This window comes from Microcoleus vaginatus HSN003 (assembly GCF_022701255.1).
GTDB lineage: Bacteria > Cyanobacteriota > Cyanobacteriia > Cyanobacteriales > Microcoleaceae > Microcoleus > Microcoleus vaginatus_B.
Genome location: NZ_CP031705.1, coordinates 1,526,846 through 1,544,536 on the forward strand (window position 1 = coordinate 1,526,846; position 17,691 = coordinate 1,544,536).

A 17,691-nucleotide genomic window follows, 5' to 3' on the forward strand; every position below is an offset into this window, starting at 1 on the left:
TAATAAAATCAGCAATTTAAGATTGAAATTGCTAACCTCTGTTCGATCGCACTTTTAATCCCTAGCTTGGATAACTGTAATGGTGACAAATTGCATCATTGTCAAGAACAGGCAAGATGCCTGTTCCACAAGAAAATTTATCTCTTGTGGAACAGGCATCTTGCCTGTTCCTAAGCAAGTAATTGAGAATGGTGCAACATCTCAGTTACATCCGTTACATCCGTGGAGCGAATCCGTTGCTAAACTTCCTTCTTCCTACCATCGATAATAGCGATAAGGATCATCCCCATTCTCAAAATCCGTTCTGTAATCCCAGTGATAAAACTCCCGACTCGAACCGTTAAACACAGAACCATCCGCTTTAAAACTCGCCCCTAAATTAGCTAAAATCTGAGCATTTGCCCTGGTTTGCCGCCAGCGAGTAAAACGCAAATAAGTCTTAGTATCAGCATCCAAACTGTCCGGTTCAATCTGAGAAAAAATCGCCACACCCTTGCCCACTTGTACCCGACTTAACAACCCGTCAGCGCCGATTTCTCCCCCAGACTTAATCAACCAAGTATCATAAAAAGAGCGCGATCGCAAATCTGAGGCGCTAACCCCCTTCACCTCATCCCAACTCGGAACCGCCAGCGAACCCCCGAAATCCTGCGCTTGCTGCAAACCCACGCCCAAACCCGCAGCAGGCACTTGACGCGGCAAGAAAAACGCCTTCCCGCCAGCATTCAAATAACCGCGCAAATCTGCATCTTTCAGATTCGCTTCTGTCCCCACAATTGCCAAACCAACATCATTAGAAAGCGAACTAGCGCGCTGATAAATTACCCCCAAACTGTCCAACTTTTGGGCATCTCCATCTCCCCCAATTAAAACCACTTTATCCGGCTTTCCAACCACCGGAGAATTCATCCCGTAACTCACAATTTGTTGCACTAACTGCGCCGCCGCAGCATCTACAGAATAATGGTCTTCCAAATCCAACTCGTTTAAAATCAGCCGCCCTTTTCCGTAATCCAATTCCATCAGCGACGAATAAGCTAAATCAAACTCAGATTCCAAAATGGGGCGCCAACCGCTGCGGTGCGGTTTCTCAATTGAAGCGCTACTGACACCGCCGCGATTTCCCCAACGCCAGCCGTACCAAGGTTTATTTGCCGGACTCAAGTTAGGGCCAGTTTGGATAGTATCTGGATAAGCTTCAACCAGCGTGCTTTCCCCCACCCAATCCCGCAAATCTTCACTGTCTAAACCGCTAATTGCCGGATGGTTGCTGTCAACTGGATAAGCGCGGCGGCTGACGTGGGCAGCAACTCGGAAACCCGTATTTTTCAGCCAATCCCTGCGCTGAGGAAACACAATTGCTTTGCCACCGTTTCGGACAAAATTTTCTACATTTCCCGGCAATTTTTCTCCACTCGAAAACGCTTCCCTACCGATAATTAATAGCGATGAAACTTGCGAACCATCCCACGGTACAAGCGGATGACCTAACTGTTTTAACATTGCCGAGGTTTTGCCCGCTGGATCGAAGATTGTCAGCGTCTCCTTGCTTTTGGCTTGATTGGGAAAAACTCGGAAAGCAAATGTATCAGAATGCGATCGCTCGCCCACCCGTGCAGTCAAGCGAATTTCGCCGTCAGCCTTGCTCGAAATGGTATTTTGCAAATTTACGTCTATTGGGAAAAACAGCGTTGCTGCTGACTCAATTCTCCCTTTTTGCTCGCCTTTTTTAACTTCTTTCCCCCCCACCAAAACCCGCCACTTAAACGAAAATTCTTGCGCCGCCCGCATATCGTTAATTAACACTACTTGCTTAGCCAGTTTTCCGCCCACAAACAAATTGTGATCTTTCGCAGTAAAAACCGGGCTAGCACCAGCAATCCAAGCCAAAGTCGAGCTATTATTATTCATAATTGCTTCGCCCCCAGGATGAACAATATAAGCTTCGGGCTGCAAATAATTCAAAATATTATTTGAGACTTGCTTCAAATAAACTCCCCGGTGACCCGGTTGAAATGCCCCAAAATCCACCTTTTTTCGACCCGCTTCGGAAACTTCCCAACCATGTCCGTCATTCCAAGGAATCATCCCCCCAGACATTCCAAAAGTCCGCCAACTCCGCCAAGTGTTTGTACTGAATAACTGCTGCAACTTTTGAAAAGCTGGGGCAAAATCCAACTCTTTTTTTAAATGCCAGTTTTGATACTCCTGACCATTGACAAACTGCTCGCGAATTTTAGATTTATAAGCGGTTGTTTCCAAATCGTAAGCCTGCTTGCCAAAATAAATTGCCGCAAACTCAGTCATCCAAGGTTCGCTGACAATCGCCTGACCAAAACCTTTGCGGGCCCGCATCATCGTTGCGTGCAAAGGAGTCCCAAACTCGACTGCCATGTAGGGTCTTTCCCCGGTTTTGCTCCACTCAGAAATCCACTCTTCCCGTTCTTGCAAGGGAATCATATTTAAATAAGAATTCAGCGCGTAAACATCGCCGAAGTGTGCGCCTTGGTGTACCATCACAGGTCTGGTTGGGTCTGCCGATTTAATAGTAGCTAAAGCGTCATTTCCTAGGGGAGTGTTGACCCGCAAACGCTGGTTTTCTGCGGAACTAAGAGTTCCTTCTACTTTGCTTTTGCCGATGCGACGGGGATTTAGGTCGTCAGCGTTGCCGAAAAAGTTAGGACTTGTTGCCCACATTAATACTGATGGATGATTGCGGTAGCGACGCATTTCAGTCACCATTCTGGCTTTCCAGCGGTTTTTCCAGAGGGGATTCTTCCACTTGCCGTTCCAAGCGATAGGACTAATATCTAAAGCGGGAGCCATAATGGGAAAACCTTTGAGGTCTGCTCTTTCGGAAAATAACTCTCGGAAGTGCCATCTACCCCGTTCGTCGTGATTCCAAGGCCACATTTCTGTTATGTTAAAACCCGCTTTTACATAGCTGTCAATTAGCTTGTCAGAAACTTCTAGTATCCCGCCTTGCCAAGAATCGAAGTGCAAGTTGGGTCGCAGCCGAAATTCAGTTCCATTTAAGAAAAATTTGCGCCCTTCTATCCAAAATTCGCGGAAGCCAAAAGGTTGGTTGTATTGCGTGTTAATACCGCTGCCTTTTACTTCTAATTGCAGGGTGTAAAGGTTTGGTTGCCCGACATCCCAAAGACGGGGATTTGGCCAATTCCACTGAACTTGTACGGTTTGAATGGGTTTAGCTTGAACCTTGGCATTTGCGGTGAATTTTTGTTGTAATTTGCCTTTTTCGTCGAGCATTTGCGCGATTAATTCAACTTGACCGCTTTGGGCCACGTCTTTGAGCTCTACATCTAATTTAACTTGCTTTTTTCTGGTGGAAGTTTGGACGAATACGTCGCTAATTAGCGGGCCGGGGGGAAGGCTCAGAAGTCGCACTTCGCCGATGATTCCCCGCGATTGCAAGTTGGATTTTTCTGTGTAGATTTCTGTGGGGCCCATGATGACGGCTTTTTCCTTTTCATCGGATACTGCCACCACTAAAATAGATAGGGTGTTTTGACCGGGTTTTGCTGCTTTAGTAATTTCAATAGTGCCGTAGGGCCAGGGGATTTGACCGCAGTTAATGCCATTGATAAATATGACTGCATCAGTGCTGACTCTGGCTAAGTCGATAAATATGCGGCGGTTTGTCCAGTCACCGGGAATGTCTATATTTCTCTGATACCAACCTTTTGATAGTTGTTTGCTGTTGAAGTTTTCCCAATCTTTGCCGCTGCCGCGAGTGATGATTCCGGGTACGGATTCGTTGTTTTCTTTTTGCCAGTCTCCGGGTACAGAGATGGAACCCCAACTTGGTGAGAGGGGAGGGGTTTGGGGGTTGCCAACTGCGGGAACAAATTGCCAAGTTCCGTTGAGATAGATTTGGGATCGTTTGTTGTCGATCGCCCCAGCGGCCGCGATCGCAAGATTGGGGAAGCCGATCGATATCGCTGAGTTGCTGGCGAAGTTGGGATTTTGCAGCGCGTAACCGACGAATCCAAAGAGGGTGGCGGCTGCGAAAAATAACCCGATAATTTTTGCCAGCTTGTGATTCACTTTAAATTGCTCCCAGAAATTAGATAATCTAATTTGTCCCTGAATCTATGATAGCAGTTGCTCCAGCACCAATCCCGCCGCCAATCTGCCTCTGGGAAGATGGCATCCGGCATACAAATGTGGTTTTGTAAAATAAAATAGATACTTAGTTTTAAGTTAGTTTTCACAGGGTTATTTCATCGACATAAGCAATAGCGCTATCGCGGCATCGCTCCAGGTCAACAAAAATGAATCGCTTTCAGGTCTTGGCCTTACCCATTAAATCTTACAGCATTGCTACATTTAGCGCCGGCATCGCATTACTGCTGACAACTATGTTTCTGTTGGCACTCAAAGCAACTCCTACACTCTTCTTACTTGTTGGCGCTGCAATAGTTAGCGCTTGGTATGTTGGCTTAAATTTCACAGAAAAAAAACTAGAAATAGAACGTAAGATTAATTCAAAAGCAATTGAGACGACGGCTTGCTTGATTGTAGTTCTCGACAGCCAAGGACGGATTGTCCGATTTAACCAAGCTTGCGAAAAAACTACAGGCTACTCGACAGCAGAAGTAATCAATAAATATGTTTGGGATTTGTTCTTAATTCCCGAAGAAATAGAGCCAGTTAAAACAGTTTTTGCCAAGCTTAACGGGGAACAATTTAACAGCGAATATCAAAACTATTGGCGCACTAAAAACGGCGACAAGCGATTCATTTCGTGGTCGAATACGGTGACGACCGATGGCGAGGGTTTGGTAGAATATGTGATAGCAACGGGCATCGATATTACTGACCGCAAAGCAGCAGAAATAGCCCTGGCTTTATCCTACACGAAGCTAGAAAGCCGCGTTAAAGAGCGCACAGCAGAACTAACAGTAGCTAAAGAAGCGCTGCAAGCTCAAGAAGAACGATTTCGCTGTTTAAGTTCGTGTTCGCCTGTCGGCATTTTTATGGCCGATTCCCAGGGGCGCTACACCTATGCAAACCCTCGCTGTCAGGCTATTTTTGGCTTGAGTTTGACAGAAATTTTAGGAGAAGGTTGGGAAAATTGCATTCACCCGGAAGACAGCGATCGCGTATTGGCCCAATGGTTGGATTATACTCAGCAAGGTGGGGAATATGCGATCGAGTATCGCCTGCAAACACCAGAGGGGATTGTGCGCTGGATTAACGTTTGTTCCTCGCCGATGTTCTCCGACTCCGGCGAACTCATCGGGCACGTGGGCACAGTGAGAGATATCACCGAAAGACAACAAGCGCAAGCAGCTTTAGCAAGCAGCGAACAGCAACTGAGAACGCTGCTAGAAAATACGCCAGACATCATTATCCGCACGGACAAAGAACTGCGTTATATGTATGTCAATAAAGCAGTTGAAAGAAGCCAAGAAAAACCGTTTTCCTTCTTCCTGGGTAAAACCAGTCAAGAAATAGGAATGCCGCCGGAAGTGTGCCAGATGTGGGATGAAACCCTGCACAAAGTGTTAGAAACAGGTCAAGAAGAAATTATCGAATTTCAGGCTTCCTCAATCAACGGCATCCGAAGTTATCAATCCCGCGTAGTTCCAGAATTGGACAAAAATGGCGTAGCAGAATCGGCTTTAATTGTCGCCCGCGATATCACAGAAATAAAACTTGCAGAAACTCAAAGATTGCAGTTAACAATCGAGCAAACAGCGAGGGAAAAAGCGGAAATAGAACAGCAGCGCTCGGCATTTTTAGCAGAAGTCAGCAAAATGCTGGCTGATGCGTTTGACGGGGAAACGGTGCTGCAAAAGGTAGCAGAATTAGCAATAAATTCGATCGCCGATGGGTGCTGCATTCATTTGACCGAAAGCGACTCACAAGTGCGTCTAGTCGCTGTGGCTCACGCAGAACCCTCCACGATTGATACTATTAATAACTTCAGCATCCGCAGTTCGATCGCCGACAATGCTGTTAACGGCTATCCGCTGGTAATCCGCACCGGAACATCCCAACTAATTGCCGAAGTGGATGAGGAAATTTTAGCAGCAGTCGCCGAAAATCCAGCAGAATTGGAAATATTGCGTGAAGCGAAGCTATCCCGTAGGGAATCGCTCAATATCGGATCTCACGCTTGCGTACCGCTGAGGGCTCGCGGGCGGGTAATGGGTTCCATCACTTGCTTTACCTCAAAGTTGGGCCGCCGCTACAATGCAGAAGACATGGCAATGCTAGAAGATTTAGCATATCGCGTGGCGATCGCCGTAGACAACGCCAGACTTTACGCAGAAGTGCAGGAAGCACTATCTCAAACATCCCAATCCTTCGCCTTAATTGACTCGCTATTAGAAGCATCTCCCCTAGCGATTTGCTTTCTCGATCGCGAAATGCGCTTCATCCGTATCAATCAAGTTTTAGCCGAACTCCACGGTTTGCCAGCCGAACAGCATTTAGGCAAAGAGTTCCGGGAATTGTTCCCAGAATGCGCCGCCCAATTCGCACCAATAATTCAGCAAGTTTTAGAAACCGGTCAGCCTGTTTTAAACGTAGAAATTAGCGGCGAACCTCCGGGGAAAGCGAGAGATTTTGGCTACTGGCTCGCCAACTACTACCCAGTAAAAAATGAAAGGGGAGAAATAATCGGAGCCGGCCTAATTATCACAGATATTACCGCAGCCAAACAAACAGAAATAGCTTTGCGGGAAAGCGAAGTGCGCTTTCGCGGCGTGGTAGAATCTAACATGATCGGCATCGGTTTCTGGGATGTCAGCGGCGAAGTTACGGACGCTAACGACGCCTTGCTGGAAATGATCGGATATACGAGGGAAGACTTAGTTTCGGGACAGATACGCTGGAACGAATTTACGGCGCCGGAATACGGAGAACTCGATGGCATCGCCCTCGCCCAAGTCGCAGCATCAGGAAGTTGCGCGCCTTATGAAAAAGAATTGATCCGCAAAGACGGCACGCGCTTGCCAGTTTTAGTCGGCGGCGGAAACTTCCAAGGATGCACAGACAAAGGAGCATTCTTCGTTCTCGATATCACCGATCGCAAACAAGCCCAAAATCAACTTCGAGAAAACGAAATACGCATTCGCCGCCAACTAGCAGAACTCGACTTAGTTTACAAGACTACACCAGTCGGGCTGTGCTTTGTCGATACCAATTTGCGCTACATCCGCCTGAACGAATGCCTCGCTGCGATCAACGGCCGATCGATCGCAGATCACATCGGGCATACCGTTAGAGAAGTAATTCCCGAAATGGCCGATATGGTAGAGCGGATTTACCGCCAAGTGCTGGCGACGCAAACCCCCGTGCTCGACTTGGAAGTTAAGGCCGAAACCAAGCAACAGCCGGGAGTTTTGCGGGATTGGCAAATCAGCTTTTACCCAGTGAGCGATGAATCAGGAACGCTGCTGGGAGTCAGCACCGTGATTGCCGAAATCACCGATCGCAACCAAGCAAAACGGGTAATGCAGCAAAGCGAAGCCATATTCCGGCGGCTGTTCGAGTCAAATATTTTCGGAGTTGCGATCGGCGATTTTAGCGGCCACATCGCCTACGCCAACCAATGCCTGCTCAACATGGTCGGCTACACCCGCTCAGACTTGCTCTCGGGTAAAATGCGGTGGGACAAAATGACCCCCCCCGAATACCTGCACCTCGACGCCTTAGTGGCGCAAGAACTGCGGGATAAGGGAGTGGCAACTCCTTTCAAGAAAGACTACATCCGCAAAGATGGCAGCCGCGTGCCGATTCTGATGGGCGGGACGAGCCTGTGCCCGGACGCTCGCGAACCAGAGACGCTCGTCGCATTCTACATCGACTTGACCGAGATCTCCCGCGTGGAAGCAGAACTCAAACACAATCAAGAACGCCTGCAAATCGCTCAGCAAGCAGGCAAAATCGGAACTTTTGAATTGAACATCGAAACCGGCGAGGTCGCCGGTACGCCGGAGTTAGAAGCTTTGTACGGGCTGCCTGTCGGCGGTTTAGACAGCTATCAAAGTTGGGCCCAAATGGTGCATCCAGACGATCGCGCTGTTACCGAAAAGCAGGTGCAGGCTGCGGTGGCATCCGGGGAGGAATTAAACATAGAGTTTCGCATTTGCCGCCCGGACAAAAGCGTGGGCTGGATTGCTTGCAGGGCTAAGGTGTTTCAGGATGAGATCGGTTTGCCTTGGCGGATGAGCGGCGTGAACGTCGATATCAGCGATCGCAAACAAGCAGAAGCAGCGCGATCCCACATCCATCAAACTTTAGAAGCCTTGATTCAGGCTTGTCCCCTAGCAATTACCGTTTTGGACTGCGACGACGGAACTGTGAAAATGTGGAACCCAGCCGCCGAGAGGATTTTTGGCTGGCGCGAATCAGAGGTGGTAGGCCAATTGGTGCCCAGCGTTCCCGCAGACAAGCGGGAGGAATTCATGGCTAATTTGAAAGGAATTCGTGAAGGAAACGCGATCGCAGGCATGGAAACCCACCGCCAAAGGAAAGACGGCAGCTTGATCGACATCAGTTTGTGGGCAACTCCAGTCCGCGACAGCAACGGCAATATCAACTGTATGTCGATCATCGCCGACATCAGCGATCGCAAGCAAGTCGAGGCCCAACGCGCGCAGTTGCTCGATCGCGAACAAGCCGCGCGGGCGGAAGCAGAAGCTATCAGCCGCCGGAAAGACGAGTTTCTAGACACTCTTTCCCACGAACTCCGCACGCCTATAAATGTAATTATGGGCTGGGCGCAGAGGCTGCGCGCCCTCCCCTACACGGAAGATGATTTAGCTTGCGGTTTGGAGGCGATCGAGCGTCAGTCGAAGGTGCAGGTGCAGGTAGTGGAAGATTTGCTCGATGTTTCCCGGATTATTCAAGGTAAGCTGGCTCTGAAACCCGGCTGGTTCATCATGAAACCGACGATCGAGGTTGCTCTAAATTCAGTTCGTTTTGCAGCCAAGGCCAAGTCTGTCACCGTTTCGTCAGAATTGGACCCCGCAGTCAACTTGATGTGGGGCGACGCCCAGAGGTTGCAGCAGGTAATGTCGAATTTGCTGAGTAACGCCGTCAAGTTTACGCCTTCGGGAGGAACTGTAAAAATGCGCTTATCTGCGGTAGCTGTTAGCAATTCCTCCTCACCTAATTACGTGCAAATTACTGTCAGCGATACCGGAAAGGGCATTTCTGCTGAGTTTCTGCCCTACGTATTCGATCGCTTCCGACAAGCAGACAGTTCGCTTACTAGGCATCAAAACGGTTTGGGACTGGGATTAGCGATCGTCCGGCACTTGGTGGAACTCCACGGCGGCACTGTGACGGCGGAAAGTCCCGGTAAAGACAAGGGTGCGACATTTACGGTGAAACTGCCGCTCAAACAGCGTCGGAGTCAGCAGCGGCAGTTGAGGGAGGAAAGCAAATCCCATCAAATTCGTCCGGGTATTTTGGCAGGTTTAAAGGTGTTGGTAGTTGATGACGAACCCGACAACCGCGAGTTTTTGATTGGGGCCCTCGAACAGTTGGGGGCGACTGCGACTGCGGTTGCAACGGCTGCGGAGGCGATCGACATTTTACAGCACTCGCCGCCGGATATTTTAGTCAGGGATATCGCTATGCCCGTTGAGGACGGCTACTCGCTGATCCGCCAAGTGCGATCGTCCGAATCCGACAAAATCAAGCGCTTGCCGGCCGTGGCGCTGACAGCTTATGCTAGCGAACAAGACCGCGATCGGGCGATCGCCACTGGTTACAACGAACACTTAACAAAGCCGATCGAACCTGCTCTCTTCGCCACCGTTTTAGCCAAGTTAACAAAGTTGCATTAGGGCGATCGGGTTCGATCAACGCACAAATAATATCATTTCCGGTTGCATCGGAATAATAAAATCGAGTCAACACTTAACACTCAACCATTCAGTTTTTCGACCCCGACTCAACAGTCAACAGTCAACAGTCAACAGTCAACAATAATTCGGGTGCAACCGGAATTGATATAATATCATTTCCGTTTGATTCGGATTTGTATGATGTTAAATCTTGTAGGGGCGGGTTCACCAATAATAATTGCCCATAATCTCCAATCTCATAAACCCGCTCCCGCTGGCTTTTCATTAACAACATGATTGCCGATACACACAAAGCAATTAGAAAATTTATCACAGTTTTTGCAAGTAAAAGTGAATCAAATTCCCAACAGCTAGAAACAGAACTGATCTCGTTTCCGGTTGCATCGGAATAATAAAATCGAGTCAACAGTTAACACTCAACCATTCAGTTTTTCGACCCGCCCGTCAACAGTCAACAGTCAACAGTCAACAATAATTCCGGTGCAACCGGAATTGATATGACAGAAGCAAATTTTCGCATCCGCGTCGAATATTCGCTAGTAGTTGGCTATATTGAACCGGGGGGAAAATTTCACAGTTTTTAGGGCGCGCCAATTGCCGGAAAAGGCACGCTACAGCAGTTAAAATAGGATTATCAGCGCAATTGGTTCACACCCATGCCCCTTTATCACTTCAACCGCCTAACCGCCAATTTTTTTAGCAAACTGCCACTGCGAACGGTTCTGATTGTTCCGTTTGTTTTGCAAACGGTAAGTGTAGTTGGGCTAGTGGGCTATCTTTCTTTCAAAAGTGGTCAGAAATCAGTCGAAAATGTAGCGCATCAGTTAATCGAACAAGTAGGAGAGCGAATTAGCGATCGCCTCACCGATAATAATGGGCTATCGGCAATTAATACCTTTCTGGCTAGGCTGCAATTCTCTGCATCGGGACAAACTTTTATTATGGATCGATCGGGCAATCTGATTGCCACATCCACACTAGAAAAACCCTTCGTAACGCCAGCAGCAAAAAAGCAACCGACACCATTGCTAGCCACCAGCAGCAAGGATGCCCGAACGCGAGATATTGCTCGACAACTCGCCAACCGATTTGGCAACTTCCGCACGTTGCAAACAACCGAGAAATTGACCCTGGCGAGCAAGCGCGAGCGGCAGTTTGTCCGCGTCACTCCCTTTCGAGATTTCCGTGGCTTGGATTGGTTGATTGTGGTGGTGGTGCCAGAGTCGGATTTCATGGCTCCGATTCAAGCAAATACGCGCAATACATTGTGGTTATTGACAGGTACACTGCCGCTGGCGATCGCGATCGGATTGTTGACTTCCCGTTGGGTGACAAAGCCAATTATGCGCTTGAATACCGCCACCAAAAATGTGGCAAAAGGAGAATGGGATCAACCTTTAGAAATTAAACGCTTGGATGAAGTCGGAGAACTCGCCAATTCCTTCAATCTTATGGCAGCGCAACTGCAAAAGGCGTTTGCAGACCAAAAATCTTTAAATGAAGCTTTAGCGCACAGCGAGAGCCAACTCCAGCAATTTATCGAAGCCATACCCGCCGGAGTATCTATCCACGATGCCTCGGGTAAAGTCGTGTACTTCAACGAAACTGCCAAGCATTGGCTGGGTGTAGAAACTATCCCCGATGCGACTTTAGAAGAAGCAGTAGAAGTTTATCAAATGTACCGCCAAAACCAGCCGTATCCAATTGAAGAACTGCCTGCATTCCGAGCACTGCGCGGCGAAACGGTATTCCTTGAAGATATAGAACTTTATCGAGATGGGAAATTTATTCCTTTTGAGGTGCGCGCCACACCCATTTTCGACGAAGACGGAAACATTATTTATGCCATCAATGCTTTTTCTAACATCGCACAGCGCAAACACTATGAAAAAATATTAACTGACTACAATCGCACTTTAGAAGCCGAAGTGGCCGAACGTACCTGCGCCTTAGCTCGTGCTAGCGAACTATTACAATATGAAATGGCCGATCGCAAATTGCTCGAACAAAAACTTTACACTTCTGCCGAGCAAGTTGTAAAAATATTTGAGTCGATAACCGATGTGGTCTTGATTTTTAACCAGAGGGAAACAAGCATCCAAATTATACCTACGAAGGGTATTTCTCAATACAACTATCAGACTAATCAGATGGATTCCATCATCCAACAATTATTTCACGAGGAAAGTGAGGAGATTTATTTCGCTCAAGTTCGACAGGCATTGGAAACCCAACAAACTATTAGTTTTGATTACAGTCTGCGGATTAATAACAAAGAAGTTTGGTTTGCTGCTAAAATTTCGCCACTGTCCGATAGCTCCGCTGTTTGGGTAGCCCGCGACATTAGCGATCGCCAGTTTGCCGAAGCCCGACTGCTCGAAGCCCAAAAAATTGCCCGTATTGGCAGTTGGGAACACGATATCGCCACAGCAACAACCACTTGGAGTCAAGAACTATATCGCATTTACGAGCTCGATCCTACTCAAAAACCGCTGCCAACTGAACAATTAATCGAGCGCTTTCATCCAGAAGATCGATCGCGCTATGTCAAAATGGTTAGCGATCAAGCTATGTCGGGACAAAGCTTTGAAATTGATCTGCGGCTAATCCGAAGAGATGGCTCGCTCAGTTACATTGAAGTGAGAGGAAAACCGGTTTATGATAAAAAAGGCGAGTTGATCCGTTTGTTCGGCACTGTCTTGGATATTAGCGAGCGCAAACAAGCCGAGTCAGCTTTGCGAGAAAGGGCCGAGGGAGAACAAGCGATCGCCCGATCGATCGATCGCATCCGTCAATCCTTAGATATTGACACAATCTTCAAAACCACAACCTCTGAACTGCGACAAACCCTAAAATGCGATCGTGTCGGTATCTATCGCTTTAATCCTGATTGGAGCGGGGAATTTGTTGCCGAATCAATGGCTCCCGGCTGGATATCTCTGATGCAACAACCCGACGATGGTAATGTGCCAAACACTCTCGTCGAACACTCTCGCTGTACCGTGAAAACTATGCAAGCCGGCGGTACATCAGTGCTGGATACCTATCTACAAAAAAATCAAGGCGGTATGTACGCTAGAGGCGTTCCTTACCGCATAATTGAAGACATATACAGCGCTGGCTTGAGCCCTTGTTACATAGAACTGTTAAAACAATTTCAAGCGAGAGCCTACGTTATTTTCCCCATATTTTGTGGCAGTCAACTTTGGGGTTTGCTCGCCAGCTATCAAAATTCTGAACCCCGCACTTGGCGCGAAGCAGAAATTAATATTGGGCTGCAAATTAGCACCCAATTGGGAGTCGCCTTACAACAAGCTCAATTGCTCGAAGCCACTCAACAGCAAGCAGTACAGCTTCAACAAGCCGCCTGGGCAGCAGAAGCCGCCAACCTCGCCAAAAGCACTTTCCTGGCAAATATGAGCCACGAACTCCGCACCCCGCTAAACGCAATTCTAGGCTTCTCCCAATTGATGCAGCGCTCTACCAACCTCACTCGCGACCAACAGGAAAATATCCGCATTATTAACCGTAGTGGAGAACACTTGCTCGCTCTAATCAATCAAATATTAGATGTAGCCAAAATAGAGGCGGGACGCATTACAATCAACCCAACAGAATTTCAATTAAGCAGCCTGTTGAACGATGTGGAAGAGATGTTTCAACTCCAGGCAATGGAGCAACAATTGCAGTTAATATTTGACTGCTCTAGCGAAGTTCCCGAATACGTGCAAACCGATCAACTTAAGTTGCGCCAAGTCTTAATCAATCTCCTCTCTAACGCCATTAAGTTTACGAAACAAGGAGAAATTAGGGTAAGAGTAAGTGCGGTTAGGGAGGGGGAATCTCAGCAATTACCAATCAGTAATTACCAATTACATTTTGAAATAGAAGACACTGGCTCCGGCATAGCTGCTGATGAGTTAGATAGACTTTTTCAACCTTTTTTGCAAACCACAACAGGAAAAAAATCTCAGCAAGGAACAGGCTTGGGACTGGCTATCAGCCAACAGTTTGTCAAGCTGATGGGCGGCCTGATTACTGTACGCAGTGAAGTAGGACGCGGCACTACCTTCGCGTTTGATATCCCCGTCAGCGCCGTTGATGCCCCGGCGACTCAACCCGTACAGCCACTGCGTCGGGTGATAGCGCTGGAAGGCAACCAGCCACGCTATCGTATTTTGATTGTGGACGATCAATCCGACAACCGCCAACTGCTGATCAAACTCCTCGCGGCCTTTAACTGTGAACTCCAAGAAGCCACCAACGGCCTAGAAGCTATTGAAATGTGGTCGAGTTTTGAGCCACACTTAATTTTTATGGATATGTGGATGCCCGTGATGGATGGACAGGAAGCGACCAAACGCATTAAAGCCACCGTTAAAGGTCAAGCTACGGCAATTATTGCCGTGAGTGCGGCTAACGCCGATGAAGCGCGAACCGTTACGGTATCCGATGATTGCGATGACTTTATCCACAAACCCTTTCGAGATTCAGAAATTTTTGCCACCCTGCACAAGCATCTGGGAGTGCGTTACATTTACGGTGAACCGGAGAGTGTTCCCGAGTCAACTCAAATTGAGGCTCCGACTCCCGAGACTCTTGCAGTTTTACCCGCAGATTGGCTGGCAGCTTTAGAGAAAGCCACAATTGAGTGCGATTTAGAGTTAATTCTGATCCACATTGAGCAAATTCGCGATCGCAATGACGCTTTAGCTAGCGCTCTAGCCGCCTTGGCTAACGAGTTTCAGTTCAATCAAATACTAGCTCTCATCCATCCCGAACCAAAATAAGAAGGATATGAGATAGGTTTGTAGTGAGTACGATCGTCCTCAGAAAATCCCATCGGGCGATCGTACTCACTACAAACCTATAAAGGTTATTTTACAGCACTACATATGAATTACGAACCCACTCCCGTCATAAAAGGGAATATTTTAATTGTTGATGATATTCCGGCTAATTTGCAACTTTTAGCTCAAATACTCTCACACCAAGGGTACAAAACCCGCACCGCACCCGACGGCAAACTAGCGCTGCGATCGATCGAGTTAACTCCTCCGGACTTGATTTTGCTCGACATCATGATGCCCGATATGGACGGCTACAAAGTCTGCCAAGCATTGAAAGCTTCTCCCACAACCAAGGACATTCCAGTTATTTTTATCAGTGCTTTAAATGAAGTGTTTGATAAAATCAAAGCCTTTGAAGTTGGTGGTATAGACTATATCACAAAACCGTTTCACGAACAAGAAGTTTTGGCCCGCGTTTCCAATCAACTTGTGCAGCGCCATTTGTTCCAACAAACACAATCCTATGCCAAGGAATTAGAACAAACAGTAACTGAACTCAAAAAGACTCAAGCGCAGTTAATACAGAAGGAAAAAATGGCTTCTTTAGGTCAGCTAGCGGCAGGAATTGCTCACGAAATCAACAATCCCGTCAGCTTTATCTACGGCAATATTTCTCTAGCGGCGGAGTATGCGCGAGATTTGCTTCGCCTCGTTGAATTGTACCGACATTACTACCCCCACCCCGTTGCAGAAATTATCGGCGAATTGGACGAGATACAACCCGAATTCATCGCAGAGGATTATCCAAAACTGCTGAATTCGATGACGGAGGGTGCTTCTCGGATTAGCGAAATTGTGATGTCTTTGCGGAACTTCTCCCGCCTTGGCGAACAAAAGTACAAGCGAGTAGATATTCATGAAGGCATTGACAATACTTTAGTTATTTTGCAACACCGACTCAAGGGCTCACACAATGCCGGTGAGATTGAGGTCATTAAAAACTACAGCCTACTGCCAAGAGTCGCTTGTTACGCGAGTGAGTTAAATCAAGTGTTCATGAACCTGCTAACTAATGCTATTGATGCCCTGGAAAATCAATCGTCTCCCCGAAAAATTACCATCACCACTTCAGTAAGTTTTGAGTCAGAAGCTGCGCTGCACCATCCCGATTCAATATTAGCCACTCAAAACAATCAATCCGTTGTGATTTTAATTGCCGATAACGGTTGTGGGATGAGTGAGGAAGTGCGCCACCAGATATTTGACCCATTTTTTACTACGAAGCCTGTAGGCCGGGGTACTGGATTAGGGTTGGCCATAAGTCACGATATTGTAGTGGAAAAACATCGAGGTAAAATCAGTTGTATTTCTGCTCCAGGCCGAGGAACAGAGTTAACTTTGCAGATTCCGATATCTATTAAATGTTAAAGAGATATCTCCAGAAAAGCAAGTTTTGAACAGGCATCTTGCCTGTTCCACAAAGAGTGAGTTTTCTTGTGGGGAGTAGGGGTTGGGCACGCGAGTCCGTTTTGAACAGGCAAGATGCCTGTTCCACAAAGAGTGAGTTTTCTTGTGGGGCGGGCTTCTCGCCCGCCCTAAAAAAAATTATTGAAAATGGTACAACATGATTAACAGACGGAGATGATATCTCAGATAGATTGTACCCGAGCATTTGTAGGGAAACGGCAATGCCGTTTCCGGCGCGGAGATTATGGAAACGGCAAGGGCTATTGGTGTTCACTTAAGGTAAAACCGATATTCCGTCAGTCCGTCAGGGGTTGAAACCCCTGCCTCAAAGCGAAAGTCCTCTAAAAGAGGACTGAATAATTTATTAGTCCTCTTTTAGAGGACTTTCGCTATAAGCCCCGTGGAATTCATTCCCTGGCGGAGTGCCGGGTGAGCGGTATTTACTTTAAATCCAGCAATCCGCTCGTTTTCAGCTTGGGATTAAACCGGATTTCTTCAGTTACGCCGCGAGCTTTCAACAGCGCGAAAATTTCATTTTCCACGCGCCGCGCTACATTTTTCAACAATTTATCTTTAGCAATTTCATCGGCGAAGATACCTTCATAATTTGCTACTTCTTCGGTAGTCATCACTGTTTTGGTATCGATGGGATCATTCCACTTGGCAGCATCGGCACCGTTACCCTGGGGTTGGGAACCGTTTTCGGCAATCCAACTTTCTCTAATGCTTTCTAGAATAGTGCGGCTGGGCTTGTCAATAGTTTGGACTTTCAGCCAGTAGCAATACTGGGTTTGGCGTACCAAATGCTGTTTAAGGCTGAGGTAAATGTCGCGAGAATAGCCGACAAATTGCAGGACTTTCTCGTTGTCAAAAATCGCGTAAACGCCGATTTTTCCCTGGACAAAATCGGGCAGTTTCCCCTCGGAGTCTATGTAAGGAATGAATTCTAAGCTGGCGAGAGAGTGAATGTCTTCTGTCATCCGATTTTAGATTCTAGATTTTAGATTTTAGATTTTAGATTAAACCACAGATTAACCAGCCTTTACCTAACTCTTAAAAACTCGATAAATTGCACAGAGGCGGCTGGGTTTAAATATTTTGGCTTGGAACATGAAATTAGGGGGGACGTTGACGATCGCAAAATCGCTCGATTGATGATACTTTTCAAATTCCGCAGGCATTCCCTTCGGCGTCTCGCTGCTGTAAGGGACTGGCTGAAAAAGTAACTCGGCAAACTCAATGCGCGAGCACTGCAATTGTAGCGCTATTTGTTTGACAAAGCTTTCACCTGTTAATAAACCGAACAGTGCAGTTTTAGCCTCTGGTTCGAGGACAAAACTGCTATCGTAGCTTTCAATAATCTTAAGACCCATTTTCTGTATACTCCTGACAGATGGCGGTTAACGGTTATTGGTTAACTGTTGTGAGCGATCGACTTAATCCTGAATTTTACCTGAGATTGACCCTTTTGAAGGCAGAAGGTATTCCGCACGAGGTCAATGAAAATACCACAATCCGGAAATTTTGACAAATAGCCCTGATTTATTTGCCGATCGCTTTTATCATGTCCGTATCGCCATCTA

The 17,691-nt window shown here is 47.2% G+C and carries 6 protein-coding genes; 3 read left to right on the forward strand and 3 right to left on the reverse strand.

Annotated elements, in window-relative coordinates:
- Nucleotides 1-255: 255 nt before the first annotated feature.
- Nucleotides 256-4,068, reverse strand: a complete 3,813-nt coding sequence (locus tag D0A37_RS06435) for a glycoside hydrolase family 2 protein (RefSeq protein WP_242722446.1) — start codon at nucleotides 4,066-4,068, stop codon at nucleotides 256-258.
- Between the two features lie 227 nt (nucleotides 4,069-4,295).
- Here D0A37_RS06435 and D0A37_RS06440 point away from each other — a divergent pair, with 227 nt between their 5' ends.
- The 3 genes from D0A37_RS06440 (at nucleotide 4,296) to D0A37_RS06450 (ending at nucleotide 16,069) form a co-directional block, all read left to right on the forward strand.
- Nucleotides 4,296-9,830 carry a PAS domain S-box protein gene (locus D0A37_RS06440; protein WP_242722449.1) on the forward strand — a complete coding sequence of 1,845 codons (5,535 nt, stop codon included), beginning with the start codon at nucleotides 4,296-4,298 and terminating at the stop codon, nucleotides 9,828-9,830.
- Nucleotides 9,831-10,507: 677 nt separating this feature from the next.
- Nucleotides 10,508-14,641: an ATP-binding protein gene (locus D0A37_RS06445; protein ID WP_242722452.1), complete on the forward strand. Its 4,134-nt coding sequence runs from the start codon at nucleotides 10,508-10,510 to the stop codon at nucleotides 14,639-14,641.
- Between the two features lie 105 nt (nucleotides 14,642-14,746).
- On the forward strand, nucleotides 14,747-16,069 hold the full coding sequence (locus D0A37_RS06450; protein ID WP_242722455.1) for a hybrid sensor histidine kinase/response regulator: 1,323 nt from the start codon (nucleotides 14,747-14,749) through the stop codon (nucleotides 16,067-16,069).
- 479 nt (nucleotides 16,070-16,548) lie between these two features.
- On the opposite strand, the gene D0A37_RS06455 is transcribed toward D0A37_RS06450, so the two are convergent.
- On the reverse strand, nucleotides 16,549-17,088 hold the full coding sequence (locus tag D0A37_RS06455) for a GIY-YIG nuclease family protein (protein WP_242722458.1): 540 nt from the start codon (nucleotides 17,086-17,088) through the stop codon (nucleotides 16,549-16,551).
- A gap of 66 nt (nucleotides 17,089-17,154) precedes the next feature.
- Nucleotides 17,155-17,481, reverse strand: coding sequence for a hypothetical protein (locus tag D0A37_RS06460; protein WP_242722461.1), 327 nt, complete (start codon nucleotides 17,479-17,481; stop codon nucleotides 17,155-17,157).
- Nucleotides 17,482-17,691 lie beyond the last annotated feature (210 nt).

Excerpts from the sequence above, each read along its gene's own strand:
- D0A37_RS06440 (WP_242722449.1), top strand. The coding sequence starts at position 4,296 with ATGAATCGCTTTCAGGTCTTGGCCTTACCCATTAAATCTTACAGCATT.
- D0A37_RS06445 (WP_242722452.1), top strand. The coding sequence starts at position 10,508 with ATGCCCCTTTATCACTTCAACCGCCTAACCGCCAATTTTTTTAGCAAA.
- D0A37_RS06450 (WP_242722455.1), top strand. The coding sequence starts at position 14,747 with ATGAATTACGAACCCACTCCCGTCATAAAAGGGAATATTTTAATTGTT.
- D0A37_RS06455 (WP_242722458.1), bottom strand. The coding sequence starts at position 17,088 with ATGACAGAAGACATTCACTCTCTCGCCAGCTTAGAATTCATTCCTTAC.
- D0A37_RS06460 (WP_242722461.1), bottom strand. The coding sequence starts at position 17,481 with ATGGGTCTTAAGATTATTGAAAGCTACGATAGCAGTTTTGTCCTCGAA.